The following is a 22,317-nucleotide window of genomic DNA, read 5'->3' as shown; positions in this document are numbered from 1 at the left end:
GCCGTCAGGCCGCAGTGCCCGGAAACCTTGCCCGGTCGCTGAGTCCCGGATACTCGTTGCTACATTCGCGCAGCAGTCTCCGAAGCTGGCCAATCGTCCGCCAAGCGGTGGCTGCCCCTTGCACGCCGTCAGTCCTTACACACCTCCATAGTATCTCGGTCCATGCGAGCAAGGCGAACGCCAATGCCGTGAAGGGGCGATGCTGAAGGCTCTTGTAGCCACGAAACATGGCGTAAAACCGCGAGGCATCGTTGAGCACGGGTTCTTCGGGCGAGGCTGCAATGGCCAGATTTCGGTTCACCGCACTTGGCACTAGTTCAATCCGATGCCTCCACATATGAACCGCGCGATCCACCAGTTCGTTGACATCATAGTCGGGCGCGAGTTGCTCATTGAACCATTCGGTCGCGAACAGATCGCGTGGAAACACTGCGCCATGCAGCACGACCGAGCAAATCCGTTCGCCATTTCTATGTTCGGGCAACGGATAGCCCAGGAACGACACCTTGCACGGCCTGCAACAGAGCCCGTCCCGCAACACCAGCCCCGTCAGAATCAGCGGCGTCCCTCCATCCTCAGCCTGTGCCCAATGGATGTAGTCATCCGCAATCCGCTCCGCCATCTGCTGCAGGAACGTCGGGCCAAGCAGCGTCCTGTCGTCGAGGAACAGCACGTGGGAGCCGGTCGCCGCGCGCACGAGCCGGTTGCGATTCGCAGCCTGCGAGCGCCTGGGGCCTTCCAGGTACGGAATGGTGGCGTACGACTCGCGCATCATCTGCCGCGTGTCGTAGTTGCTGCTGTCGTCCGACACGAGGATCTCGTGCGGCGGCATGGTGGATTCGAAGATCGACTGCAGCGTTTGCCGCAGGCCGTCCGGATTGTCGCGCGTGCAGACGCACACGGAAAACATGGGCAGGAAAGTGCTGGCTGGCATGGCTGACCCCTCGGTCCCGGGATGCCCGGGGCAGCGCCGGCCCGTCTTGTCACGCGGGCGCGGCGCTGGTGCTGACGTTCAGATCGTCGGGCTGGCGGCCTCGTAGACGGCCGTTTCGCTGTGGCGCGCAACTACCGGGCGCATGCTGCTGTCCCGCGTCACGCGCTCGTCGCCGCTGACCCATTCCAGCGTGGCGCCGCGCTGCAGGGCGGCGTAGACGGCCTCGCCCTTGTTGCGGACCTTGAGCCGCTGGTAGAGCGTGCAGGCATGGCTCTTCACCGTGGCCACGGAGATGTTCAGCATGCGGCTGACGGTTTTGATCGGATAGCCGCGTGCCAGCAGCACCAGTACCTCGTACTGGCGCGGCGTGATCTTGAGCATCTCGGCTTCGTCATAGCTTGGCTCGGCGTCGGCGGGCGGCTCGCTCGGGCGCGAGCTGCCGGACAGTGGCTGTCCGGGCCTGAGGCCAGTCAGGTCGCGCACGGCAACGCTGCTGCGCAGTGCGCCGCGCGGGGCGCTGGCGCACGTTGCCAGCGAGGACAGCGGGTCGGCCTGGGCCGTTGGCGGCAGCGGCGCGGCGGATGCGAGCGATTGGGTGACGGGCAGCGCCGGGCGCGATGCCGACGGCATGGTGCCGATCTCCGCGCTGAACAGCAGGCCTTGCACTGCTGATACTGCGAGCCGGATGGCGGCCTCGATCACTGCCAGCGAAGCCGATTTTGGCAGGCAGCCGCAGACGCTGCGCGCACTGTCCGCATCTGGCATGTGCAGTGGCAATTGGTCGGCCAGGATCAGGATGCGCTGCGGCGACAGCAGTTCGCGTGCGACCTGCAGTTGCCCCCAGCCGATGCGTGTGTCCGCCGGCATGCCGAACACCAGCAGGTCGGCATTGTGCGGCACGTTGTCGATTCTCCCGAGTTCGTCAGGCGCAAGCGCCGCGACGTGACCCGAATCCTGGATGTTCTCGAGCATCTGCAGCAGCCCGAGCCGGAGCAGAGGATGCTCCTCGATCAGCAAGGCGTTCATTGTTTCACTCCCCGTTACTCGGGAGGGAATGCGGGCGCTTTGCGTATGGGGAGACATTGCATGGCAAGCGGACGCGCTGCTGCGGCCCGCTGACTGCCCTGACCCCCGTGCTTCCATGTCCGGCCTGTTCCGTTCTTCTGCTCGGAACTTGTCGGCGGCTGGAAGATGACCCGAACCCGAACCCGAAAGTTTCTCGCTCCTAAATCGGCTTAAAACCATCTTATGGGGTGGTGGTATGGATTGCAAGCGGGGCTAATACGGCATCGGACAAGGGGGGAATGAATCAGCCTTCATAATACCCTCCGAAAATCCCGCCATACCGAGGGGTATTGTCTTGAAGACGTCATTTCCCGAAGGGTTCGCAACCGTATCACAACTGAGACACGGCTTTGCCGGATGGTTGCAGGGTTGAAACCGATTCCGTTATTTAGTGTCGTTGCGTACGGATTTTATAACCCCTTCGGGGGGTAAAAGAAAATCCCGATTCATTCAATGGCGCAATTATGAAACGTCATCCGATGACAATGTTTCTCGATATCAGCGGCGCTTGAAGCGCTTGCGCGGACACGCGATCTAGTGCTTCTGGAGGAGGGGGGATTCCCCTCTCGGGATGAGGCCGGAGCAGCGTGCGGCACTGCTGCTCCGGGGTCTTGCCACCAACCTGGCGTTCGGTCAGCGCACCCAGTGTCCTGGGCGCATGACCCAGCCGCGAGGGCTCTGCACCCACCGGTCGGGGACGTAGCGGTATCCTGCGCGCTGTGCCTGCCAATAGCCGCCGCGCCAGTCGTAGCGGCTGCCACTTGCGACCCAGTGGCCCGGCACCCACGCCTGGCCCGGACGTGCCGGCGGGCGCGGCTCGTAGCGCGGCGCGGGCGGCGGGTGGCCATAGCTGTAGGCGGGCGGGCCATCGTGGGCCTGTGCGGGGCTGAGCAGGCCGAAGGTACCTCCGGCGGCGAGAACGGCTGCGGCGAGAAGGATCTGGCGTTTCATATTGGTTCTCCTGGTGTCTGGTGGACGGCCCGGCGGTATCAGTAGCGGTCGTGGTAGTAGTGGTAGCGGGGCGGCGGCCCGCCGCGAGGCGGTACCACGATGCAGGCGGAAAGCAGCGCTGCGGTGGTGGACAGCAGCACGGCCAGGCAGAGGGCGCGTTTCATGTGAGGCTCCGGACGGTTCGCGTTGAACACGGCTTCAATGTAGCGACGCGGCCCCGCGCTGAGTGGTTGCACTTGTAAGGCTGTCTCACATGACGCATGCGAGGCTCCGAGTCCTGCGCGGCTTCACTCCGTTGCCATCAAGCCCTTGCCGCACAAGGGTTCGCGGGCTGCGCGCCGGGGCGGCAGAAGCGGCCCGTTTTCGTCCGCGAAAGGTAATGTGGCGTTACATCGGAAATAGATCTCGCAAAGGATTTGGGGTGGCGCACTCGCCCGGCCGCCCCACGACATGACGCGTGGGGCTGTACCGCAGTACGCAGAATTGGGTACGCTTGGGGCATTCCTGCCTCGGGATGGGGCAACACTTTCCCGGCGCCGGTGCCGGACTGGTGCCGCCTCGATGCCGCATATGGCCCGCAAGGCGTCGGGGCTGTGGCACGAAGCTTGCGCTGCTTGCGGCATTCCCGGGCAACCATGCAGGGAGGCGCCATGCCGGTCATGCTTATCCTGATCGCCCTTCGTATCGTGCAGGGCCTGACGCCCGCGGCGGGCGCGCTGTTTGCGCTGCCGGTGGCCGCCGACCCCGATTCCGCCGACGTCAGCGCAATCATCGAGCGCGCTACGCCGCGCTGACGTGGAGCCCGGCCAGTGCGATGCAGTTCCTGCCGTGCAGGACCTATCGGGCCATCGACGGGGCGCCCGTCATCGACACGGCATAGCGCGCCGGGTTCAGGCGCAGCGTGAGCGCGGCCACGAACGCGACGCAGCCAAGGTGGAACCACCAGCCCGCCATGAAATCGCCGGTGCGCGAATGCAGCGCGGCCGTGATCCACGGCGCCAGTGACGCCAGCAGGAAGCCACCACCCTGCATCAATGCGCCCAGTGCGCCGGCGCTTTCCGGATCGGGCAGATGGTCCAGCGCCACCACCAGGTACAGCGCAAAGCAGCCGCCGAGCCCGGCACCGCCGATCGCAGCCCAGGCATACGGCGACCATTCCGGCCACAGGGCCAGGCCGGCAAAGCCCGCGGCCTGCATGGCGAGCGCGGCCGCCATCCATGCGCGGCGATCCTGGCGGGCCGCTGCCAGGGTGGGCAACAGCAGGGCGGCCGCCGCCTGGGCGATCGCCATCACGGCTACCAGGCTGCCGCTGCGTGCGACGCTCCAGCCGTGCTGTTGGTAGAACGGCGCCAGCCACGCAACGAGCGAGGCATAGCCGCCGTTCATCACGCCGAAACACACCATCAGCATCCACGTCCGGCGCCGGCGCAGAAGCTGCCTTGCGGGCCGGTGCGTGGCACGTGTGGCCGGTGCCGGGCCGGCCGGCGCCGGCAACGCCCGCCATGCGAGGCCCAGCGCTGCCATGACCGGCAGCGCCCACCAGGCCAGGCCCTGCTGCCATGAGCCGGACAGGTTGGCGATGACCGGTGCGATCTGCGCGCCAAGCGCGCCGCCGCCCATTAGCGCGGCCGAATACAGGCCCATGACCGGTGCGACGCGCCGCGGGAATTCCTGCTTGATGAGGCCCGGGCAGGCTGCCTGCACCACGGCAACGCCAAGGCCGCACACGGCCGCGGTCGCCACCAGCAAGGCGCCGTCCGTCGCCAGCGCGCGCAAGGCCGATCCTGCGCCAAGCATGGCCAGCGCGCCCAGTACCGCCCGGCGCGCGCCAAGCCGCTGGCGGATGGCCGGCGCGGCAAAAGCACCGAGGCCCATCAGCAGCATCGGCAGCAGCGTGAGCCACGCCATGCCTTCGTAGTCCAGTCCTGTGCCCGCGCGGATGGTGGCGGCAAGCGGACCAACCGCCGTCAGGAACGGACGCAGGTTCAGGCCAATCGCCACGACCGCGGCCAGGACCAGCCAGCGTGCCGGCGCCCGATCCGCGTCATGCGCGCCGACTGCCATGCGCTCAGCCACGGGGCTGGCGCGTGCCGTAGAGCTGCGCGGCGGAGATATCGACCGGCACGCGCTGCAGTGGCAGCGGCGGCGGTATCAGCGGCAGGCGCAGCGCCTGGTAGGCGGCTTCGCTCGACAGCCCATAGGGTGCGGCGTCGTTGTTGTCGAAGGCGTAGTACACCGCCTGCACGCCGGCCATGGTCATCGCCGCCAGGCACATCGGGCACGGATGGCCGCTGGCGTAGACCACGCTGCCGCTGAGGTCGGGCCGGCCCAGCTTGCGGGCGGCCGCACGCACGGCCTCCATCTCGGCATGCGTGGTGGGGTCGTGGCTGTGGACGATGTCATTCACGCCGGTGGCCACGGCTTCGCCGTCGATGGCCAGTACCGCGCCGAAAGGCCGGCCGCCGCGGCGCAGATTGGTCACGGCGAGTTCGACCGCCTCGCGCATCAGATGTTCGTGGGTTGCCATAGCGTAGCTAAGCAAGCGCCGGCTCACCGTATGGCGTGCAGCGCACGTACCATGCGGCAATAGGCGTGACAGGGACAGTCGCCAATCTACGCCCGGCCTTTGCAATTGGGAAATTAAATGATGAAATCGTCAGTAGTGGAAAACCAAATACCTGACCGCCGTGCATGACGCCCGCCTCGATCCTGCGTTGCTCCAGAGCTTTGTCGCCGTTGCGGAAAGCGGCAGCTTTACGCGCGCGGCGCAGCGCGTGCACCTGACCCAATCGACGGTGAGCCAGCAAGTGCGGCGGCTGGAAGAACAGCTTGGCTGCGAACTGCTCGACCGGGGCGGCCGCTACGTCACCACCACGCCCGAGGGCGAGCGGCTGCTCGGCTACGCGCGGCGCTTGCAGCAGCTGATGGCCGAGGCGGTGGAACAGGTGCGCCAGACTTCAGGCCAGGGCGAGATCCGGGTGGGGGTGCCCGAGGATTTTGCGGCGCAGCCACTGACGGCGGTGCTGGCCGGGTTTGCCGATACTTGGCCCGGTATCCGGTTGGAAGTGACCAGCGGGTTGAGCCATGACCTTTGGCAACGTTTCCAGGATAGCGAACTGGACCTGGCGCTGGTCAAGCAGCGCGTGGGCCATGCCGCCGGCGTGGCGTGCTGGCCCGAGCCGCTGGCGTGGATAGACAGCCGCACGCGTCCAGCCTTGGCGCGCGATCCGGTGCCATTGGTGGCATTCCCGAGCGGTGGCCTCTACCGCGGCGAGATGACGCATGCGCTCGATGCGAGCGGACGCCGCTGGCGCATCGGCTTCGTCAGTGCGAGCCTCGCCAGCATCAGCTCAGCGGTGGCCGACGGCCTTGGCATCAGCCTGCTGCCGCGCCGGCTGGCTTCGGCGGCACACCGGCTGCTCGATGACGAACCATGGCTCGGCGCAGTGCCAGCCATCGAACTGACACTACATGCCCAGCCCGAGCCGTCTGCCGCCGCGCGCGACATGATGGGGCGCCTGATCGCGCTGTGTGACCAGGCCATGGGCGCAAACGGCACCCATGGATCAAGCGGGGAATCGCTCAGCTGAAGAATTCGCGGAAGTACTGCGTGCAGGTGCCGGCCTGGCGGAAGGTATACGGCAGTTCAACCATGGCGGCGGCGTCCAGCGACCCGAACGGAATGTCCAGTTCGTGATCTTGGCGGGAGACGTCTTGTTCGTTGCTGGCGGGGCGTTGCGAAGTCATGTCAGGTTCACGGTTGGTGCGGCCGCTGAGGCCGGTTCATCACACGGGCGGTGTTGCCGCCTGAGAGACATGCTAACGGGCCTTGCACCCGCGATCAGCCTCCCGCACTGCAACACACTGTTGCCACATTGCGACCAATGCGTGACCGGCCGAAGCCAGCAGCGCGGAGCGCCGGCGACAGACTATAGTGGCTGAGGGGTCTCCGAACCCACTCCATGTGCCGACACGCCGACCATCCTGCAGGAGCGCGCCATGTCCATGCCGCCGTGCTTTGCCGACCGACGTGAGGCCGGGCAGTACCTGGGGCGCCACCTGGCCGAACTCGGTGTCGGCCAGCCACGCGAGGGCACTCCGGCGCTGGTGCTGGCACTGCCGCGCGGCGGCGTGCCGGTGGCGTATGAAGTCGCACGCGCGATTGGTGCGCGGCTCGACGTGCTGCTCGTGCGCAAGATCGGCGCGCCCGGCTACCCGGAACTGGCGCTCGGCGCGGTGGTGGAGGGCGACGCGGGCCGCGATCCGCATACCGTGATCAACGACGATCCATGGGTGCACCGCGCCGTGGAAAGCGGAAGCTTCGACGCCGAGCGCGGACGCCAGCTCGACGAGATCGTGCGGCGCCAGCAGCGGTACCGTGGCGGCGCACCGCTGCCGCGCCTGGCCGGCCGTACGGTGATCGTCGTCGATGATGGCGTGGCAACGGGTGCCACGATGCGCGCCGCGCTCGAAGGCGTACGCATGGCCGGTGCGGCCGAGGTGATCGCCGCCGTGCCCGTGGGCTCGGCCGACGGGCTGGCCAGCCTGGAGCCCGCCGCGGACCGGGTCATCTGCCTGAACACGCCGGCGAACTTCGGCGCCGTGGGCGCCTTCTATCTGGATTTCACCCAGACCAGCGACGACGAGGCGCTGGCATTGCTGCGCGAGGCGGCAATGTGGGCGGTGTAAGCGCCGGCTAACCCGTCAACGGCTTGCCAGCTTCGCCTTCAGGTGGGGAATCAAGCCGCCTGCCTGCAGGATCTCGCGCAGGAATGCCGGTACGGGTTCGCACGCCACGGTTGTTCCGTCGCTGAGCTGCAGCACGGCACGGTCCAGATCCAGCGTCGCAAGCATGCCATCCGCCAGGCGGCTGGTGTCGGGGCATACCAGCACCGGCAGGCCGAGGTTGATGGCGTTGCGGTAGAACAGCCCGCCGAACGAGGGCGCCACCACGGCGCGCACCCTCAGCTGGCGCAGCGCCTGCGGCGCCTGCTCGCGCGAAGAGCCGATGCCGAAGTTGGCGCCTGCTACCACCACGTCACCTGGCTGCATCTGGTCCGGGAACTCGGGGCGCAGGCTTTTGAGGCAATGCGCGGCAAGGACTTCTGGGGCGGCCTTCATCCATACCGCGGGTGCCATGGCGTCGGTGTCGATGTTGTCGCCAAAGCGCCAGATGCGGCCGGCAGACGCGGGAACGGAAGGCTCGGTCATGCGGAAATGGAAATACGGCTTCAGAGCAGGGTACGTGGGTCGGTGATGCGTCCGGTCACGGCGCTGGCCGCTACAGTCAGCGGGGACGCGAGCCACACCGCGCTGCCGGCATCGCCCATGCGCCCGGAGAAGTTGCGCGCGGTCGAGGCAATCGCCCGGCTGCCGGCGGGAAAGCGTGCCGCGCCATAGCCGGCGCAGGCTCCGCAGGCATTGGGCAGCAGGTCGGCGCCCGCGTCGGCCAGTACGGCCAGCGTGCCTTCGCGCTGCGCCTGCTGCTGGTCGCGCGCGGAAGCGGGTGCTACCTGCAGGCTGACGCCTGGCGCCACGCGGCGTCCGCGCAGCACGCTGGCGGCCATGCGCAGGTCCTCGAGCTTGGCGCCGGTGCAGGCGCCAAGGTAGGCGATCTGCACGGATTCGCCGGCGGCCTGATCCACCGGCGCGCTGTTGGCGGGCGAATGGGGAGCGGCCACCTGCGGTGTCAGTGCGGCGGCATCGAAGACATGATTCGCCAGCAGTGGCGCATCGGTATCGCTGCGCCAGTGTGCGAGGTCAATTTCCGCCAGCGTTTGCGCCGGTACGCCAGCAGCGGCAAGCCAGTCCAGGGTGACGACATCGGGCGCGACCAGCCCGGTCTGCGCGCCGAGCTCCGCGCTCATATTGGCCAGCGTCATGCGTTCCTGCATGGGCAGCGCGGCCACGGCGCTGCCGGCATACTCGATCGCCTCGTAGCGGCCGCCGCCCAGTCCCAGCTTCGCGCACAGGAACAGCATCATGTCCTTGGCGCAGACACCGGGCGCCAGCGCGCCGTCCCACTGCAGCCGGATGGTCTGCGGCACGCGCAGCCAGATTTCGCCCGTGGCGAGCACGCCGGCCATCTCCGTGGCGCCCACGCCGAACATATACGCGCCGAACGCGCCACCGGTCGGGCTGTGGCTGTCGCCGCCCACGATCAGGCGGCCGGGCAGCACGTGGCCGTGCTCGGGTAGTACCACGTGGCAGATGCCTTCTCCGTCGATCAGATGCGCGCCGCTGCTGCGCGTCCAGTCGCGCGTGAAGTGCAGGATGGCTTCAGCAGCGGGATCGGAGGCCGGCACGAAATGGTCGGTCACGACCACGTAGCGCGACGGATCCCACACGGTCGTGCCGAGCGCCTCCAGCAACGGCGCGACGCGGCGCGGTCCGCTGGAGTCGTGCGACATCGCCAGGTCGACGCGGCACATCGCGAGTGAACCGGGCTCGGCGTGCGCGAGCCCGGCGGCTCGCGCCACCAGCTTCTGGGCCAGCGTGGCGGGAGGGATGTGCCCGGATGCTGCGGCGACGTTCATTCTGGCGTGGCGCCTGAATATTTCACGACCTCGGCCCAGCGCTTGACGTCCTGCCGCACGAACGCGGCGAACGATTCCGGCGAGGTGCCGAGCGGCTGTGCGCCATCGGCTTCCAGGCGTTTGCGCACGGCCGGTGCTTCCAGCCCCTTGCGGGCGGCCTGGTAGAGGGCCTGCGTCACTTCGGCCGGAAGCCCGGCCGGCCCGAACAGGCCAAACCACGCGCTCGACTCGAAGCCTTTGACGGTGGCGCCGATCGGCGCCGCGCCCGGAAACTGCGGCAGCGGCGCGGGGCTGGTCACGCCCAGTACCTTGAGCTTGCCGGCCCGCACATGCGGCAGGACATTGAGCGTGCTCGCGAACATCAGGTCGCATTGCCCGGCGAGCAGGTCGGTGATGGCCGGCGCAGTGCCCTTGTACGGAATGTTCACGATGTAGGTGTGAGTCATCATCTTGAACATGTCGCCGGCCAGGTGCACCGACGAACCGACCGAGCCGATGGCGAAGTTCAGCTTGCCGGGTTGCGCGCGGGCCAGGCGGAGCAGTTCCGGCACGTTGTTGGCGGGTAACCGCGGGTTTGCCACCAGCACGCTGGGCACGGTTGCCACCAGCGTGACCGGCGTGAAGTCGTGCACCGGATCGAACGGCAGCTTCTTGTAGAGCGTGGCGTTGATGGTATGGCTGGTGAAGCTCATCAGCAGCGTGGCCCCGTCGGGCGCGCTCTTGGCGACCAGATCGGCGGCGATGTTGCCGCCTGCGCCGGGCCGGTTCTCCACCACCACGGGCTGCCCCAGTTGCTGGGACATTTCCTGCGCGATGGTGCGGGCCAGCGTGTCGGTGGTGCCACCGGCCGGGGCGCCCACGAGAATGCGGACAGCCTTGCCGCCCGCGATCTGAGCGTGCACGGCGAGCGGCACCGCACACCAAGCCAGCACGCAGGCGCGGGCAGCATTGCGCAGCCCGGCGCTCAGCGCGCGTGGCCGGAGCGGCGAGCGTGGACGAAACAACGGCATGACAGCAACTCCTGGCGGGAAGTGATCACGAATGCGAAGTATCGCCGGGGATCGCGCGGCATGGAGCGATCCCGTTGGGCACGCAGGGCTGTTGGGCGCCCTGCGCCGGCCGGGTCAGTTCAATCGCGCAGGCCGGGGCGGGTTTCGTTCTCCACCCAGACGTTGGCACTGTCGACGCCGGCGGGAGAGAGCTCCATGCGGTACTCGTAGCGGTCCGGCCGGTACTGGCCAAGCAGGAACTGGACCGGGCGCCCGTCGCTGTCCTTGACCACGCGGCGCACCGCGAGCAGGGCGCCCCCGACCGGCACGTCGAGCAGCGGAGCGACCACCACGTCGGCCAGGCGCGCGGACAGCGTCTGGCTGGCGCGGCCGAGTCGCACACCGCCGCTTTCCAGCAGGCGCAGCACCGGCTGTTCCTCGAGCGACTTGCGCGTGATCGGCCGGCCTAGTTCGGCGGGAAGATAGACCGTGATATGGGACAGCGGCCGGTTCCGGTAGTGGCGCACACGCACGATCTTCACCACGGGATCGCCGGGCGAGAGATCGAGCGCCTCAGCCACTTCCGGCGTGGCGTGGACCTCATCGATGGAGATCACCTTCACGGCCGTCTTCTGGCCCATGTCGATGATGTTGTCGAGCAGGCTGGCGCTGCGCTCTTCGGCTGAAGCCGCGGCCTTGACCGGGTGCGGGTTGACGAAGGTCCCCAGCCCGCGGTGACGGCGCACGAGCCCTTCCTGGACCAGCCGGTCGAACACGCGCCGCATGGTCACGCGGGATGCGTGGAACTGTTTGGCGAGATCAATTTCGCCCGGCAGGGGTCCCTGGCCAAAGCGGCCCTCGACGATCTGCTGGCGCAGTACCACGTAAATCTGGTGATACAGGGGAACGACGGCTTCGCTCATGGTTTCGCTTGGGGAGACATGACAAGTCTGTAATGCCTCTAATGTACTGTAGATCAGACATAAGTCCTAGCGGGACCGTGCGATGAGCCGCTTTCGGCATGCTGCCGGGCATCGATCTGTTGCAGCGATGCATCTAGCCCGGAGTGGTGGCTCCCCGGACAGCCATGGGAGGCCCCATGTCTGGCCGGCGCCGCTGCCAGGCGGGGTTCGCGGCATGCGACCGCGAGGCGATTCTGCCGCCCGGCGGGTCCGAAAGGATTCCAGCGGCCTGTGCGTCGGCGGGCACCCTGTTTCAGTGTCGATACGCACCCAGTCGCATCGAGGGTTCCCCGAGCCACGCGCTAAACCACTGAAAATTAAAGGGTTCCTGACTACTGCGTAACGGCCCTCAGCAGGAAGGCCGAAGTCCCTGTCACAGCGGTGTGACATGTCGCTTGTGATGCACTGCGACGAGGGTGGGGTGAGATTGCCCCCGGCATTCGAAAGTTCCCGGGAAATGTCTGCCAAGCCCTTATGCCGCAAGGGGTCGCGGTTTGGGGTGACGAAGCTGGCACCGATTATGCGCAGAGGGGGTCTGGTTTGGCACGGTGCCGGACCTGAACCTCCAGCCATCGTTTCGCAGAGCGTTGGGCGGAGGCTGAGCCGCTGTGTGAAATTCTCCTGGGAGCATCGTATGAAAAAGACACTTCTTGCGTCTGCCGTCGCCCTCGCGTTCGCAGGGCCGGCATGGGCAAATCCGACAAACAACAACGACGATAGTGGCACGACCAACACGCAGACTGCCACCGCCACCTCGACGCAGGGCGGCGGGGGGGCCCAGGCGAATGAGAATTCACGCTCGCTCAATGTCAGCGGCAACACTGCCACTGACACCAGGACATCGACCCGGACGAGCACCTCCACAAGGACGTCGACCCGGACCATCACCCGCGCTGATCAAGAATTGGGCGGATATGGCAACGCTGCAGCAGCCAATGGCGGCACCGCGGTCGCCAACCTGACCAACTCGTTCAATCACAGCAAGGCGGTGGCGGTCAGCAAGCTGAACGGCTATGTGACCAGCAACAGCATTGCGCCTGTTGGCAACTACGCCTCCAACAGCGGTAACGCCCAGGCGTCGGGCGGCACTGGTGGCAATGGCTATGGCGGTACGGGTGGTAATGGCAGCGGCGCGGTCGGCGGCGCAGGCGGCGCGGGCGGTGCAGGCGGCGCAGGCGGTACGGCGACCAACGGCAGCGCCACCAACGGCAGCGCGACCAACTACGGCGCGCAGGCTGGTGATGGCGGCAATGGCGGCCGTGCAGTGGGTTGGGCAGGCGACGGCGGCAACGGCCGGGCTACGGGCGGCGGCGCGCTCAGCGCAGCGGGCACCCGCGGTGGTAGCGGTGGTGACGCGTCTGGCCGTGGCGGCGGTGCTCTGAGCGCTTCGCTTGGTGCTGGTGGCGGTGGTGGTGGGGCCTTCAGCCGCGGCGGCAGCGCCCTTGGCGCGAGCGCTGGATTCGGCGGCCTGGCAGGTTCGGCTGGCGGAGCCACCTCGGCGAATGGCGCTGGTAACGATAGCGCTGGCGCAGGCGGCGCGGGCGGTGCGGCGACGGCCAGCGGTACGGCTGGTGCTGGCTCGGGCACGGGCGGTGCAGCCACGGCTGGTGGTGGTGCCGGCGGCGCCGGAACCTCGACGGCTGGTGCAGCGACCGGCGGTGCCGGCAGCGGCACGGGCGGCGCTGGCGGTGCTGGTGGCACGGCGACCGCGACGGCGACGACGGGCGCGACCACGGGCACGGGCGGCGCAGGCGGCACGCAGGCCAGCGTTGGCGGTACCGGTGGCGCAGGCGGTTCTGCGACGAACGGCAGCGCGACGAGTTCTGCCAGCAACGGTAGCTCCACGGCCGGTAACGGTGCGGTGGGCGCTGCAGGCGGCGCAGGCGGTGCTGGCGGCGCAGGTGCCGGTGGTACTGGCGGCGTCGGCAACGGTGCAGTCGGCGGCGCCGGCGGCTCTGGCGGCTATAACGCCGTCAGCGCAGGTTCGTTCGCCATGTCCAACGTCATGACCAGCGTTGGTCAGACTGCGGCCGGCATCATGATCGCCACGCAGAACAACGGTGCGGCGTCCCTGGTGCAGCACAGCGTCAACGTGCAGGCTAACCTGAATGTCGGCCACTGAAGTCTGAGTGGAACGCCCGGCCGGCTGTGATCTTGGCAGGCCGGGCACACCGATGGAAAGCTTCACGCGGCCAGGAGCTGGTATCGCCGGGGAAGGTTCCGGAATGATGCCAGTCCACTGGCTTGTCAGCCTGGGAGTATCGCCGCTACCGGCCGGATGGGGCCGGACCACAGCGAGCAACAAGGAGACGCACCATGCGACCGATTCGCTCCGCAGTCACCGTTCTGACGACTGCACTTCTGGCTTGGCCCTTCGCTCAAGCCCAGGCGGATCCTGTGGCGGACGCTGCCTCCGCGGCCACGCAGGCCAGCGGGGCAGGCGCAATTGGAAGTGGTATGGGCTCCGAGGCCGTCGCAAAGACGGACTTGAGTGCAAGCGGCCAACGCAATCCGTTCGGCTCGGCGGTAGCGGCAGTCGCGAGCGACAAACTTGATGGCGTGCGCGGCGGCACCGAAGTGGTTGTGAACGACATGCGGCTGCACGGCACGGTTGCCGACAACGCCGTGGTCAACCCGATCACCGGCACCAATCTCATCTCCGACGGCGCATTTGCCAATGCGGCAGGCTTGCCGACCGCTATCCAGAACAGCGGCAATAGCGTGCTGATCCAGAACGCGACCATCATCAACGTCCAGTTCAAGTGATGACGATCTTCCGACGGGTGCTGGGGACCATACCGTTTCTGCTGGCCTTGGGCGGGATGTCGCCCGCGATGGCAGACCGGATGACGCTATACGGGCCGGTTGGCGAAGCCTACAACGTGCCGGTAACCAGCCTGCGCGAGGCAAGGTTCAAGACGACGGTCCGGCAGCAATACGATTTCAGTTGCGGGTCAGCCGCTGTGGCGACCCTGCTGACCTACCAATACGGCGATCCCGTGAGCGAAGAGTTGGCATTTGCCAACATGTTCGTCAACGGCGATCAGAACAAGATTCGGCAAGAGGGCTTTTCCTTGCTGGACATGAAGCGCTTTCTGGAGTCGCGGGGCTTCCTGGCGGATGGCTATGAGTTGCCGCTGTCCAAGCTCGAAGAAACACAGATTCCCGCGATCGTGCTGATCTCAGAAGGGGGCTACCACCATTTCGTGGTTGTCAAAGGGGTCAAGGGGGACCGCGTGCTGATCGGAGATCCTGCGCGCGGCACGCGATCCATTTCCCGAGAGCATTTTGAAAGCATCTGGGAGAGCCAGTTGCTTTTCGTCATCCATAACCGCACCGAGCGGGCGCGGTTCAACCTTGCGGCTGACTGGCGTGTCGCGCCGATGGGTCCTTACTGGATGGGAGTTAGCCGGGACAGCTTGTTCTTCACCGTCATGCCAAAGCATGGCGCTGGCGATTTCTGAGGAACACATCATGCTCCAACAACCTGATTCATTCACTGACCTGACCGTGCGGCGATCCGGCATGGCAGGGCAGGCCACTGCCATGTTGCTGGTCGGGGCCGGCATGGCATGTACGGGTACCGTGCATGCGGTTGAACAATCCTTGCCGGATGTATTTGATGCAGGCGTATTGCCGGCGCAGGCTGTGCTGGCTACCGAAGATACGCCGGTGGAAAGCCCTGCTTTGGCGGGTTCGGCGCCTTCGGCTGCTCGTGGCGACATGGCGGGTTGGAAGCCCGTCGCCCATGAGCGCCTGGAAGAAATGCGGGGCGGTTTCGATGCCGGCGGCCTGCAAGTTTCGTTCGGAATCGAACGCGCCGTGTATATCAACGGTGCGCTGGTTGTGGCGACCACCCTTAATATTCCCGATGTGGGAAGGATTACGACTGACCAGGCCGCCCGGCTGGCCTCCACGCTTGGGCCGTCGATCGTGAGCGCGACCCAGGCAACTGTCAACAGTGCGTTAGCCGGCAATCCCGCCACGGCGGGTTCCACGGCCGGATCGCAGGGCGGTAGTGCCAGCAATGCCGGCAGCAGCGGTGGCACTGGCGCCGCGACGACGGCGAGCGCGGCAGGAGCCTCGAGCACGGCGGCAGGCAGTGCGGGCGCAAGCTCCGCAACGACGGGCGCGCCGATAACGACCATTGCCACCGGGACCGGTCAGGTCATTACCAATGGGGCCCTGACCATTATCCAGAATGGCGCGGGCAACGTGGCGAACATAGGGGCGCTGGCAGGCTCGCCGGCAACCGTGATCCAGAACTCTTTGAACAACCAGAGCATCCGGAGCCTGATGACAATCGACGCCAGCGTGAATACACTCCAGGCATTCCGGTCACAGTTGGCCAACACAGCGCTGAACAGCGCGTTGATGCGGGCCGCCAGCATGAGGTAGTCGTAGCGAAGGCATAGCGCAGTACAGGTAGCGGACTCCTGGATAATCAGTCCGCCGTCCCGGGGGAGGGTAGACGAAATGAAGAAGCGGTCGATGCAGGGCATCCGGAACGCCGGATGCTCGACGTTGCTATTGCTTGGGGGGCTGGCGCACGCACAGACTTCCCCGGACTCCGGGCCATCGCCTGCCACGGGGATGGAAGCCCTGCAAAGCCAGTTGGCCGATCAGCAGGGCCAACTGGAAGCGATGAAGCGGGCGCTGGCCGAGCAGGAGGCCGTCATCAAGGAATTGCGCAGTGTCATCGGCAACGATGTCCTGGCGAGAAAGCGCGGCGGGGCCGGTCCAGGCGTGACGCCCTCGGACAACGCTACCAACGCGGCCGCGGCGGCGGCGGCCTCCAGTGCCACGCAAGGCGTGCCAAACGCCGTGGCAAATCCGCAGCAGCCGCCGCAAATGGTGGCCCAGCCTCAGTCGGGACAGCCACAGCAGGGTGAATCGACCGACCAGCAAACAGTGGCCGCCGACGAACCCGTTGGCCGCCCGCCCGAACGCGACACTCGTCCACCAGAAATCGCGCCGATTACCGACCAGCCTGGCGTGCTGACCGGCGAGGGCAAGCTCGTGGTCGAGCCCGGCTTCCAGTACGGCTATTCGTCCAACAACCGTGTTGCGCTGGTTGGGTACACGGTGATTCCTGCCATCCTGATCGGCCTGGTCGACGTGCGCGAGGTCAAGACGACCACGTACCTCGCTTCAGTCGCGCTGCGCTACGGCATCACCAAGCGCCTGGAGATCGAAGCCAAGGTGCCATACGTGCACAGCTCGGGTTCTACCGTCAGCCGCGAGATATTCACGGGCACGGCAGTCGACAACGTGTTCAACGCCAGCGGCAGCGGCATTGGGGATGTGGAAGCCACGCTGCGGTACCAGCTCAACTACGGCACAGAAAAGATGCCGTACTTCATCGGCTGGTTGCGATACAAATCCAACACCGGCAAGGATCCGTTCGAAGTTGTGACCGACTGCGTGACGCGCTGCGTCGGCAATGCAACGGGTACCGGCCTGCCACTGGGCTTGCCCACCGGTACGGGCTTCCAGGCCCTGCAACCCGGCATTACGTGGCTGCTGCCGACCGACCCGGCAGTTTTCTTCGGCACCTTCAGCTATCTGCACAACTTTGCTCGTGACAACGTCAGCCGCACCGTGCTCAATGGCGAGAAGGAGGACCTGGGCAAGATCGCCCCGGGGGACATCTTCGAGTTCAGCTTCGGCATGGGCCTTGCGCTCAACGAGCATGCGTCGTTCTCGATTGGCTACGACCAGGCCATCATCTGGCCGACCAAGCAGAACGGGCAGACGGTGCCGGGCTCGGTGCGCGTGACGCAGGGCACGCTGCTGGTGGGTTACTCGTATCGCTTCAACAACCGCTACACGCTGAACCTGTCGGTGGGTGCCGGTCTCACGCGCGATACGCCCGACCTGCAGGTCAATGTGCGTCTGCCGATCACATTCTGAAGCGCAACTCCGGCGTGTGTGACGCGCGTGACCAACGCGCGCGTCACATCGGCAGGCCAGTGGGAAAGCTGTCTTGCACTCGCTGCATGAACGGCGTACAAAGAAATAACCCCCGTCCCACAGACGGTATCCCCACTTACGGGACGGCCTGATAGAGGAGACAGACATGCGCAAACGCATCTTCTGGTTATTGCCCGATCTGGTCAGTGCCCGACGCACCATGGACGACCTCCTGCTGGCCCGTGTGGAGAACAGTCATATCCATTTCGTGGCGCGCGACGGTTCTGATATGACGGGCCTGCACGAAGCCAACCTGTTCCAGACGTCCGATATCATCCATGCCGCTGAAATGGGCCTGATGGTCGGTGGCGGCGTGGGCGTGGTGGCCGGCGCGGTAGTGGCCATGTTCCCGATCGTCAGCGACACCCCGCAGTGGGGCCTGGTCGGCGTGCTGGCCGTGCTCGGCGCCGTATTTGGTGCGTGGGCTTCGAGCATGATCGGCAGTTCGGCGCCCAACAGCCGCCTGCGCGCGTTCGAGAAGGACATCGAAGCCGGCAAGATCCTGCTGATGGTCGATGTGCCGCGCGGACGTGTCGAGGAAATCGAAATGATGCTGCAGAAGGCCCATCCGGAAGCCGCGTTTGCGGGCCTGGATCCGGCCGTGCCGGCGTTCCCCTGAAGCGCGCTACGCCGTTTGCTTTGCCGCGCGCCTGAGCGGCGCGCGCGTCCCTCACTCACACCGGTGCCGGCATCCGGTTCCGGTGTGATGTCGCAGCAACACCCTCCCCATCCGCTGTTTGCTCCTGTACCGTGCTTCGGGTAATTTGCGAAACGTCGCATTGGCGCTGTCGCATGAACGCATGCATGGCGCAGTCGGCAGCCACGCTACAACTACAGCACGCCACTAGGGCGGAGGGGTCAGGACAATGAAGGCAACATGGTTTGCGTGCGGCATGCTGGCCGCCACGCTTGGGATCGCCGCGCCTGCGGCATTGGCGGAGCCGGGCGTCAGCAAGACCGTGATCCGCATCGGGCAATCGGCCGGCGTGTCCGGCCCGGTGGCAGGATCGGTCAGGGAACAGATCGAAGGCGCACAGGTGTACCTGCGCGCGGTCAACGCCAACGGTGGCGTCGCGGGCCGCCGCATCGAACTGGTGACGCTCGACGACGGGTTTGACGCAAAACGCACGCCGGACAACGTGCGCAAGCTGATCGACGACGAGAAGGTTTTCGCGCTGTTCATGGTGCGCGGCACGCCGCAGAACGAAAGCATCCTGCCGATCATCACGGCGGAGAAGGTACCGCTGGTGGCACCGCTGACAGGCGCGATCACGCTGCACCGCCCGGTCAACCGCTACGTGTTCAATGTGCGCGCCAAATATCAGGATGAAGTCGCGCGCGCCGTCAACCATCTGTCGACTTCGGGCATGACCCGCATCGCCATCGTCTACGCGAACGACGGCTTCGGCAAGGACGTATACGAGGGCTTCACCGCCGCCTTGCAGGCGCGCGGCGCCCAGCCGGCCGCGGCGGCCAGCTTTGCACGGCCGATGGGAGATATCACGCAGCAGGTCGCGACCGTGAACAAGACCGATCCGCAGGCGGTACTGGTCATCGGTTCGGGTTCGGAAGCGGCGCGCGTGATTCGCGACATGCGCAAGGCGGGCAGCCAGGCGCAGTTCGTCACGCTGTCGAACAACGCGGCCGACTCGTTCATCAAGGAACTTGGCGATGATGCGCGCGGGCTCATCATCACGCAGATCGTTCCCGGTACGAACTCGAGCCAGATGACGCTGGCCAGCGAATACCGCAGCCTGGCGCGGCAGCAGGGCGTGACGCTGACCAACGCCGGCATGGAAGGCTTCATGTCCGCCAAGGTGCTCGTGGAAGGCCTGCGCCGCGCGGGGCCGGACCTGACCCGCGAGCGCCTGGTCACGGCGCTGGAGAACCTGCGCGACTACGACATGGGGGGCATTCTGATCAGTTACAGCCCGAGCCGCCACACCGGGTCGTCGTTTGTCGAGATGTCGATCGTGTCGTCCACAGGCAAGCTGATCCGCTGACCGGCACAGCGCCAGCCGGCAGGGCGTACCCATTTCTGCGTGGTGCTTCGCCCTGCCATCAATGCCGCACCGGACAAGGCGTGGAAGCGGTGCCAATCCACACAAAGCGTACCCAATTCTGCGTACCCTCAAGTGCGCCGCCGGCCGTAGTGGACATGCAGGCAATCGATCATCGCCGCCGCCGCGGCCGAGTCGCCACGGTCGCGTAGCCGCACCAGGCAGATGTCCCGGACCAGCGACGGCATCTGCAGCGGCCGGACCGCCAGACCGTCGCGCTGGAACTGGAACAGCGCCAGCGACGGCACCACGCTCACGCCCAGGCCTGCCTGCACGAGTGCGGCGACCGTGGCCAGGTGCTCGACTTCCATCACGCTGCTGAGCTTGAGCGGATGCAGCGCGGCGTCCAGATGCTGGCGCACGCTGCTGGTCCGCGACAGGTGGATGAACGGCTGTCCCGCGAGCATCTGCGGCGTGATGCGGCGCTTGCGCGCAAGCACGTGCGTGGTCGGGCAGACCAGATGGAAGGTGTCATGCACCAAGGGCTCGACACGCAGGTCATCGTCCTGCACGGGCGCAGGCGCCAGCGCAAAGTCGGCGCGCCCACGCCGTACCAGGTCGATGCAGCCATCGGCGAGCTGGTCGAATAACTCCAGCGCAATCCCCGGATAACGCTGCCGGAATGCCGCCAGCAGCGGCGGCAGGTCGCCGCCCGCGATCGAAGGCAGTGCAGCGATGCTGACGCGTCCCTTGCGGCGCTCCGCGTGCGCCCGCAGGTCCTCGAAGGCGGCCTCGAAATCTCCCAGCAGGCGCCGCGCGGTTTCCTCGAATCGCATGCCATCGGCGCTCAGTTCCACGTGCCGCGTGGTGCGTTCGAACAGGCGGCTGCCGGCCTGTTCCTCAAGGGTCTGGACCAGCGCGCTGAATGCCGACTGCGACAGATGGCACGCCCGCGCCGCGCGCGTGAAGTTGCGGTGAGTGGCAAGCGCCACGAAGGCGCGCAGGTGTTTGACGGAAAGGTTCATGGCCGCCCGGCAGATTCATCTTGGAAGTCGCTAGATTAATCCAAATAATCCATTTTTTGGTTGACTGATGCCGGCCTAGAATGAGCTGGAACATCGACCAACCCGCCCCAAGACACCATGACCGCTCCCTTGCTCATCGGCTCCGGCGCTGGCTTCTCCGGCGACCGCACCGATGCCGCACTACCCGTCGTGCGCACCCTGGTCGCCGCAGGCGGGCCGGCCGCGCTGATCTTCGAGACTCTGGCCGAGCGCACGCTGGCACTCGCGCAGCTGGCCCGGCGCAACGACCCGGCGGCCGGCTATGAACCGCTCCTCGATGCGCTGCTGACGCCCGTGCTGGGCCTCTGCCTGGCCAACGGCATTCCGATCATCGGCAACTTCGGCGCCGCCAACCCGCGGGGCGCGGCAGCCCGTGTGCGGGAGCTTGCGCAGCAACTGGGACTGCCGGCACCGCGTGTGGCCGTGGTAGAGGGCGATGACCTCTCGCATGACACCGGCCGCACACTGTTGCGCAACATCGTCGGGCCCGCGTTTCCCGAAGCGCTCTTCGTCTGCGCCAACGCCTACATCGGCGCGCGTGGCATTGCCGATGCCCTGCAGGCCGGCGCACAGGTCGTGGTCTGTGGCCGTGTCGCCGATCCCGCGCTCGCCGTGGGTCCGGCCATGGCGCATTTCGGCTGGTCCTGGCAGGACTGGGACCGCCTGGCTGCGGCAACGATGGCCGGGCATCTGCTCGAGTGCGGCGCGCAGGTCACCGGCGGCTACTTCGCCGATCCCGGCATGAAGGACGTGCCGGATGTCCATGCAGTCGGCTTTCCGATCGCGCAGCTCGACGAGACCGGCGCGATCGAAATCTTCAAGGCGGCAGGCACGGGCGGCTGTGTCGACCTGCGCACGGTCAAGGAGCAGCTGCTGTACGAGGTCCATGATCCCGCCGCGTACCTGACGCCCGATGTCGTGGCCGACATCAGCGAGGTCACCGTTGCACAAGTCGGCCCAGACCGCGTGGCGGTGCGCAACGTGCGCGGCCATGCGCGGCCGGAACAGCTCAAGGCCAACCTCTTCTTCCATGGCGGCTGGATGGCGGAAGGCGAGATCTCCTACGCCGGCCCGAATGCCGCGGCGCGCGCGCGCCTGGCGGCGGATATCGTGCGCAAGCGCATGGCGCTGCTTGGACACGACGTACCGATCCGCTTCGACCTGATCGGTGTGCTCAGTGTGCTCGCCGACGATGCGGGCCGGATGCTTGCGCAGCCGGGCCAGCACGAAGCCGCAGCGGAAGACGTGCGCCTGCGCGCAGCGCTGTCGCATGAAGATCCGACAGTCGCCCAGGCCCTGCTGCGCGAAGTCAACGCGCTGTATACCTGCGGGCCTGCGGGCGGCGGTGGCGTACGCACCGCGCAGCGCGCGCGCCTCAACGCCATGTCCTGCCTGGTTCCGCGTGATGCGGTGACGCCGGACCACACCTTTATCGACTGAGCGGAGCCCCGACATGACCGCCACCGCAATGCTCTACCAGTTCGCCCATGGCCGCACCGGCGACAAGGGCAACCGTTCCAACATCAGCGTGATCGCCTACGACGCGCGCGACTTTGCGCATCTCGTCGAGCATGTGACCGAAGACGCCGTGCGCGCGCAGTTCCGCGACCGCCAGCCGACTGCCGTCACGCGCTATCTGGTGCCGTCGCTGCATGCGATGAACTTCGTGATCGACGGCGTGCTCGATGGCGGCGTCAACGACGCGCTGAATCTCGACGCACACGGCAAGGCGCTGTCGTTCCGCGTGCTGCAGTTGCCGATCCCATTGCCGCCGCGCCTGGTCGCGGCGGGCGCGTAAGCACACGATTGCCCCTTCACCCGCTTCCACCATCAAAAAGACCCC

Annotated in this window: 24 protein-coding genes; 12 read left to right on the top strand and 12 right to left on the bottom strand. The window is 66.7% G+C overall.

Annotated elements, in window-relative coordinates:
* Nucleotides 1–4: 4 nt before the first annotated feature.
* The 4 genes from ACIGJG_RS21970 to ACIGJG_RS21955 all read right to left on the bottom strand — a co-directional run bounded on the left by ACIGJG_RS21970 (nucleotide 5) and on the right by ACIGJG_RS21955 (nucleotide 3,114).
* Nucleotides 5–910, bottom strand: a complete 906-nt coding sequence (locus ACIGJG_RS21970; RefSeq protein ID WP_483674030.1) for a glycosyltransferase family 2 protein — start codon at nucleotides 908–910, stop codon at nucleotides 5–7.
* 102 nt (nucleotides 911–1,012) lie between these two features.
* Complete coding sequence (locus ACIGJG_RS21965; protein ID WP_483673923.1) at nucleotides 1,013–1,960, bottom strand: response regulator transcription factor; 948 nt, start codon at nucleotides 1,958–1,960, stop codon at nucleotides 1,013–1,015.
* A 672-nt stretch (nucleotides 1,961–2,632) separates the two neighbouring features.
* Nucleotides 2,633–2,950: a YXWGXW repeat-containing protein gene (locus ACIGJG_RS21960; RefSeq protein ID WP_011301489.1), complete on the bottom strand. Its 318-nt coding sequence runs from the start codon at nucleotides 2,948–2,950 to the stop codon at nucleotides 2,633–2,635.
* 38 nt (nucleotides 2,951–2,988) lie between these two features.
* Nucleotides 2,989–3,114 (bottom strand): hypothetical protein, encoded by a 126-nt coding sequence (locus tag ACIGJG_RS21955; RefSeq protein ID WP_041680323.1) that lies wholly within the window; start codon nucleotides 3,112–3,114, stop codon nucleotides 2,989–2,991.
* Between the two features lie 486 nt (nucleotides 3,115–3,600).
* Between ACIGJG_RS21955 and ACIGJG_RS21950 the strand changes: the two genes are divergently transcribed.
* The gene (locus ACIGJG_RS21950) at nucleotides 3,601–3,744 is read left to right on the top strand and encodes a hypothetical protein (protein WP_166487112.1); all 144 of its coding nucleotides are present in this window, start codon (nucleotides 3,601–3,603) and stop codon (nucleotides 3,742–3,744) included.
* A 43-nt stretch (nucleotides 3,745–3,787) separates the two neighbouring features.
* Here ACIGJG_RS21950 and ACIGJG_RS21945 read toward each other — a convergent pair whose 3' ends face one another.
* Both ACIGJG_RS21945 and ACIGJG_RS21940 read right to left on the bottom strand, forming a co-directional pair.
* The gene (locus ACIGJG_RS21945) at nucleotides 3,788–5,014 is read right to left on the bottom strand and encodes a cyanate transporter (RefSeq protein ID WP_483673922.1); all 1,227 of its coding nucleotides are present in this window, start codon (nucleotides 5,012–5,014) and stop codon (nucleotides 3,788–3,790) included.
* 4 nt (nucleotides 5,015–5,018) lie between these two features.
* Nucleotides 5,019–5,477 (bottom strand): nucleoside deaminase, encoded by a 459-nt coding sequence (locus ACIGJG_RS21940; protein WP_011301491.1) that lies wholly within the window; start codon nucleotides 5,475–5,477, stop codon nucleotides 5,019–5,021.
* Between the two features lie 160 nt (nucleotides 5,478–5,637).
* On the opposite strand from ACIGJG_RS21940, the gene ACIGJG_RS21935 reads away from it, so the two are divergent.
* Nucleotides 5,638–6,540: a LysR family transcriptional regulator gene (locus tag ACIGJG_RS21935; RefSeq protein WP_140950098.1), complete on the top strand. Its 903-nt coding sequence runs from the start codon at nucleotides 5,638–5,640 to the stop codon at nucleotides 6,538–6,540.
* Here the strand turns inward: ACIGJG_RS21935 and ACIGJG_RS21930 are convergent.
* Nucleotides 6,533–6,697 (bottom strand): hypothetical protein, encoded by a 165-nt coding sequence (locus tag ACIGJG_RS21930; protein ID WP_166487113.1) that lies wholly within the window; start codon nucleotides 6,695–6,697, stop codon nucleotides 6,533–6,535. The genes ACIGJG_RS21935 and ACIGJG_RS21930 overlap by 8 nt on opposite strands.
* A 252-nt stretch (nucleotides 6,698–6,949) precedes the next feature.
* On the opposite strand from ACIGJG_RS21930, the gene ACIGJG_RS21925 reads away from it, so the two are divergent.
* Nucleotides 6,950–7,639, top strand: a complete 690-nt coding sequence (locus tag ACIGJG_RS21925) for a phosphoribosyltransferase (RefSeq protein ID WP_140950097.1) — start codon at nucleotides 6,950–6,952, stop codon at nucleotides 7,637–7,639.
* Nucleotides 7,640–7,654: 15 nt separating this feature from the next.
* Here ACIGJG_RS21925 and ACIGJG_RS21920 read toward each other — a convergent pair whose 3' ends face one another.
* The 4 genes from ACIGJG_RS21920 to ACIGJG_RS21905 all read right to left on the bottom strand — a co-directional run bounded on the left by ACIGJG_RS21920 (nucleotide 7,655) and on the right by ACIGJG_RS21905 (nucleotide 11,398).
* Entirely contained in the window at nucleotides 7,655–8,161 is a 507-nt protein-coding gene (locus ACIGJG_RS21920; protein ID WP_140950096.1) for a LeuD/DmdB family oxidoreductase small subunit, read from the bottom strand.
* A 20-nt stretch (nucleotides 8,162–8,181) separates the two neighbouring features.
* The gene (locus tag ACIGJG_RS21915) at nucleotides 8,182–9,486 is read right to left on the bottom strand and encodes a 3-isopropylmalate dehydratase large subunit (RefSeq protein ID WP_011301495.1); all 1,305 of its coding nucleotides are present in this window, start codon (nucleotides 9,484–9,486) and stop codon (nucleotides 8,182–8,184) included.
* Nucleotides 9,483–10,496 carry a tripartite tricarboxylate transporter substrate binding protein gene (locus ACIGJG_RS21910; protein WP_011301496.1) on the bottom strand — a complete coding sequence of 338 codons (1,014 nt, stop codon included), beginning with the start codon at nucleotides 10,494–10,496 and terminating at the stop codon, nucleotides 9,483–9,485. Before ACIGJG_RS21910 ends, ACIGJG_RS21915 begins: the two co-directional genes overlap by 4 nt.
* Nucleotides 10,497–10,615: 119 nt before the next feature.
* Nucleotides 10,616–11,398 (bottom strand): GntR family transcriptional regulator, encoded by a 783-nt coding sequence (locus ACIGJG_RS21905; RefSeq protein WP_011301497.1) that lies wholly within the window; start codon nucleotides 11,396–11,398, stop codon nucleotides 10,616–10,618.
* Nucleotides 11,399–12,071: 673 nt separating this feature from the next.
* Between ACIGJG_RS21905 and ACIGJG_RS21900 the strand changes: the two genes are divergently transcribed.
* The 7 genes from ACIGJG_RS21900 to ACIGJG_RS21870 all read left to right on the top strand — a co-directional run bounded on the left by ACIGJG_RS21900 (nucleotide 12,072) and on the right by ACIGJG_RS21870 (nucleotide 19,413).
* Complete coding sequence (locus tag ACIGJG_RS21900; protein WP_011301498.1) at nucleotides 12,072–13,559, top strand: hypothetical protein; 1,488 nt, start codon at nucleotides 12,072–12,074, stop codon at nucleotides 13,557–13,559.
* A 194-nt stretch (nucleotides 13,560–13,753) separates the two neighbouring features.
* A complete protein-coding gene (locus ACIGJG_RS21895; protein ID WP_011301499.1) occupies nucleotides 13,754–14,203 on the top strand; it encodes a hypothetical protein in 450 nt (149 codons plus the stop codon).
* Nucleotides 14,204–14,259: 56 nt separating this feature from the next.
* Nucleotides 14,260–14,901: a C39 family peptidase gene (locus tag ACIGJG_RS21890; RefSeq protein WP_373460900.1), complete on the top strand. Its 642-nt coding sequence runs from the start codon at nucleotides 14,260–14,262 to the stop codon at nucleotides 14,899–14,901.
* Nucleotides 14,882–15,835 carry a flagellin gene (locus ACIGJG_RS21885; RefSeq protein WP_483673920.1) on the top strand — a complete coding sequence of 318 codons (954 nt, stop codon included), beginning with the start codon at nucleotides 14,882–14,884 and terminating at the stop codon, nucleotides 15,833–15,835. Before ACIGJG_RS21890 ends, ACIGJG_RS21885 begins: the two co-directional genes overlap by 20 nt.
* Before the next feature lie 78 nt (nucleotides 15,836–15,913).
* A complete protein-coding gene (locus ACIGJG_RS21880; protein WP_011301502.1) occupies nucleotides 15,914–17,350 on the top strand; it encodes an acetate kinase in 1,437 nt (478 codons plus the stop codon).
* A gap of 166 nt (nucleotides 17,351–17,516) precedes the next feature.
* Nucleotides 17,517–18,029, top strand: coding sequence for a hypothetical protein (locus tag ACIGJG_RS21875; protein WP_011301503.1), 513 nt, complete (start codon nucleotides 17,517–17,519; stop codon nucleotides 18,027–18,029).
* A 247-nt stretch (nucleotides 18,030–18,276) separates the two neighbouring features.
* Nucleotides 18,277–19,413, top strand: a complete 1,137-nt coding sequence (locus tag ACIGJG_RS21870) for an ABC transporter substrate-binding protein (protein WP_011301504.1) — start codon at nucleotides 18,277–18,279, stop codon at nucleotides 19,411–19,413.
* 128 nt (nucleotides 19,414–19,541) lie between these two features.
* On the opposite strand, the gene ACIGJG_RS21865 is transcribed toward ACIGJG_RS21870, so the two are convergent.
* Nucleotides 19,542–20,435: a LysR family transcriptional regulator gene (locus tag ACIGJG_RS21865; RefSeq protein ID WP_011301505.1), complete on the bottom strand. Its 894-nt coding sequence runs from the start codon at nucleotides 20,433–20,435 to the stop codon at nucleotides 19,542–19,544.
* A gap of 117 nt (nucleotides 20,436–20,552) precedes the next feature.
* Here ACIGJG_RS21865 and ACIGJG_RS21860 point away from each other — a divergent pair, with 117 nt between their 5' ends.
* Both ACIGJG_RS21860 and ACIGJG_RS21855 read left to right on the top strand, forming a co-directional pair.
* Nucleotides 20,553–21,914, top strand: a complete 1,362-nt coding sequence (locus ACIGJG_RS21860; RefSeq protein WP_483673919.1) for an acyclic terpene utilization AtuA family protein — start codon at nucleotides 20,553–20,555, stop codon at nucleotides 21,912–21,914.
* Nucleotides 21,915–21,927: 13 nt separating this feature from the next.
* Nucleotides 21,928–22,272 carry an AtuA-related protein gene (locus tag ACIGJG_RS21855; protein ID WP_011301507.1) on the top strand — a complete coding sequence of 115 codons (345 nt, stop codon included), beginning with the start codon at nucleotides 21,928–21,930 and terminating at the stop codon, nucleotides 22,270–22,272.
* Nucleotides 22,273–22,317 lie beyond the last annotated feature (45 nt).

Source organism: Cupriavidus sp. C1SS-2L, assembly GCF_057073735.1.
This window is presented reverse-complemented; position numbering and strand designations above follow the sequence as displayed.

What these genes read in the sequence shown, in the direction of transcription:
- ACIGJG_RS21940 (WP_011301491.1), bottom strand. Translation starts at nt 5,477, where the DNA reads ATGGCAACCCACGAACATCTGATGCGCGAGGCGGTCGAACTCGCCGTG.
- ACIGJG_RS21880 (WP_011301502.1), top strand. Translation starts at nt 15,914, where the DNA reads ATGAAGAAGCGGTCGATGCAGGGCATCCGGAACGCCGGATGCTCGACG.
- ACIGJG_RS21965 (WP_483673923.1), bottom strand. Translation starts at nt 1,960, where the DNA reads ATGAACGCCTTGCTGATCGAGGAGCATCCTCTGCTCCGGCTCGGGCTG.
- ACIGJG_RS21865 (WP_011301505.1), bottom strand. Translation starts at nt 20,435, where the DNA reads ATGAACCTTTCCGTCAAACACCTGCGCGCCTTCGTGGCGCTTGCCACT.
- ACIGJG_RS21915 (WP_011301495.1), bottom strand. Translation starts at nt 9,486, where the DNA reads ATGAACGTCGCCGCAGCATCCGGGCACATCCCTCCCGCCACGCTGGCC.
- ACIGJG_RS21895 (WP_011301499.1), top strand. Translation starts at nt 13,754, where the DNA reads ATGCGACCGATTCGCTCCGCAGTCACCGTTCTGACGACTGCACTTCTG.
- ACIGJG_RS21920 (WP_140950096.1), bottom strand. Translation starts at nt 8,161, where the DNA reads ATGACCGAGCCTTCCGTTCCCGCGTCTGCCGGCCGCATCTGGCGCTTT.
- ACIGJG_RS21950 (WP_166487112.1), top strand. Translation starts at nt 3,601, where the DNA reads ATGCCGGTCATGCTTATCCTGATCGCCCTTCGTATCGTGCAGGGCCTG.
- ACIGJG_RS21855 (WP_011301507.1), top strand. Translation starts at nt 21,928, where the DNA reads ATGACCGCCACCGCAATGCTCTACCAGTTCGCCCATGGCCGCACCGGC.
- ACIGJG_RS21905 (WP_011301497.1), bottom strand. Translation starts at nt 11,398, where the DNA reads ATGAGCGAAGCCGTCGTTCCCCTGTATCACCAGATTTACGTGGTACTG.
- ACIGJG_RS21930 (WP_166487113.1), bottom strand. Translation starts at nt 6,697, where the DNA reads ATGACTTCGCAACGCCCCGCCAGCAACGAACAAGACGTCTCCCGCCAA.
- ACIGJG_RS21890 (WP_373460900.1), top strand. Translation starts at nt 14,260, where the DNA reads ATGTCGCCCGCGATGGCAGACCGGATGACGCTATACGGGCCGGTTGGC.
- ACIGJG_RS21960 (WP_011301489.1), bottom strand. Translation starts at nt 2,950, where the DNA reads ATGAAACGCCAGATCCTTCTCGCCGCAGCCGTTCTCGCCGCCGGAGGT.
- ACIGJG_RS21910 (WP_011301496.1), bottom strand. Translation starts at nt 10,496, where the DNA reads ATGCCGTTGTTTCGTCCACGCTCGCCGCTCCGGCCACGCGCGCTGAGC.
- ACIGJG_RS21955 (WP_041680323.1), bottom strand. Translation starts at nt 3,114, where the DNA reads ATGAAACGCGCCCTCTGCCTGGCCGTGCTGCTGTCCACCACCGCAGCG.
- ACIGJG_RS21875 (WP_011301503.1), top strand. Translation starts at nt 17,517, where the DNA reads ATGCGCAAACGCATCTTCTGGTTATTGCCCGATCTGGTCAGTGCCCGA.
- ACIGJG_RS21885 (WP_483673920.1), top strand. Translation starts at nt 14,882, where the DNA reads ATGGCGCTGGCGATTTCTGAGGAACACATCATGCTCCAACAACCTGAT.
- ACIGJG_RS21860 (WP_483673919.1), top strand. Translation starts at nt 20,553, where the DNA reads ATGACCGCTCCCTTGCTCATCGGCTCCGGCGCTGGCTTCTCCGGCGAC.
- ACIGJG_RS21925 (WP_140950097.1), top strand. Translation starts at nt 6,950, where the DNA reads ATGTCCATGCCGCCGTGCTTTGCCGACCGACGTGAGGCCGGGCAGTAC.
- ACIGJG_RS21945 (WP_483673922.1), bottom strand. Translation starts at nt 5,014, where the DNA reads ATGGCAGTCGGCGCGCATGACGCGGATCGGGCGCCGGCACGCTGGCTG.
- ACIGJG_RS21870 (WP_011301504.1), top strand. Translation starts at nt 18,277, where the DNA reads ATGAAGGCAACATGGTTTGCGTGCGGCATGCTGGCCGCCACGCTTGGG.
- ACIGJG_RS21970 (WP_483674030.1), bottom strand. Translation starts at nt 910, where the DNA reads ATGTTTTCCGTGTGCGTCTGCACGCGCGACAATCCGGACGGCCTGCGG.
- ACIGJG_RS21900 (WP_011301498.1), top strand. Translation starts at nt 12,072, where the DNA reads ATGAAAAAGACACTTCTTGCGTCTGCCGTCGCCCTCGCGTTCGCAGGG.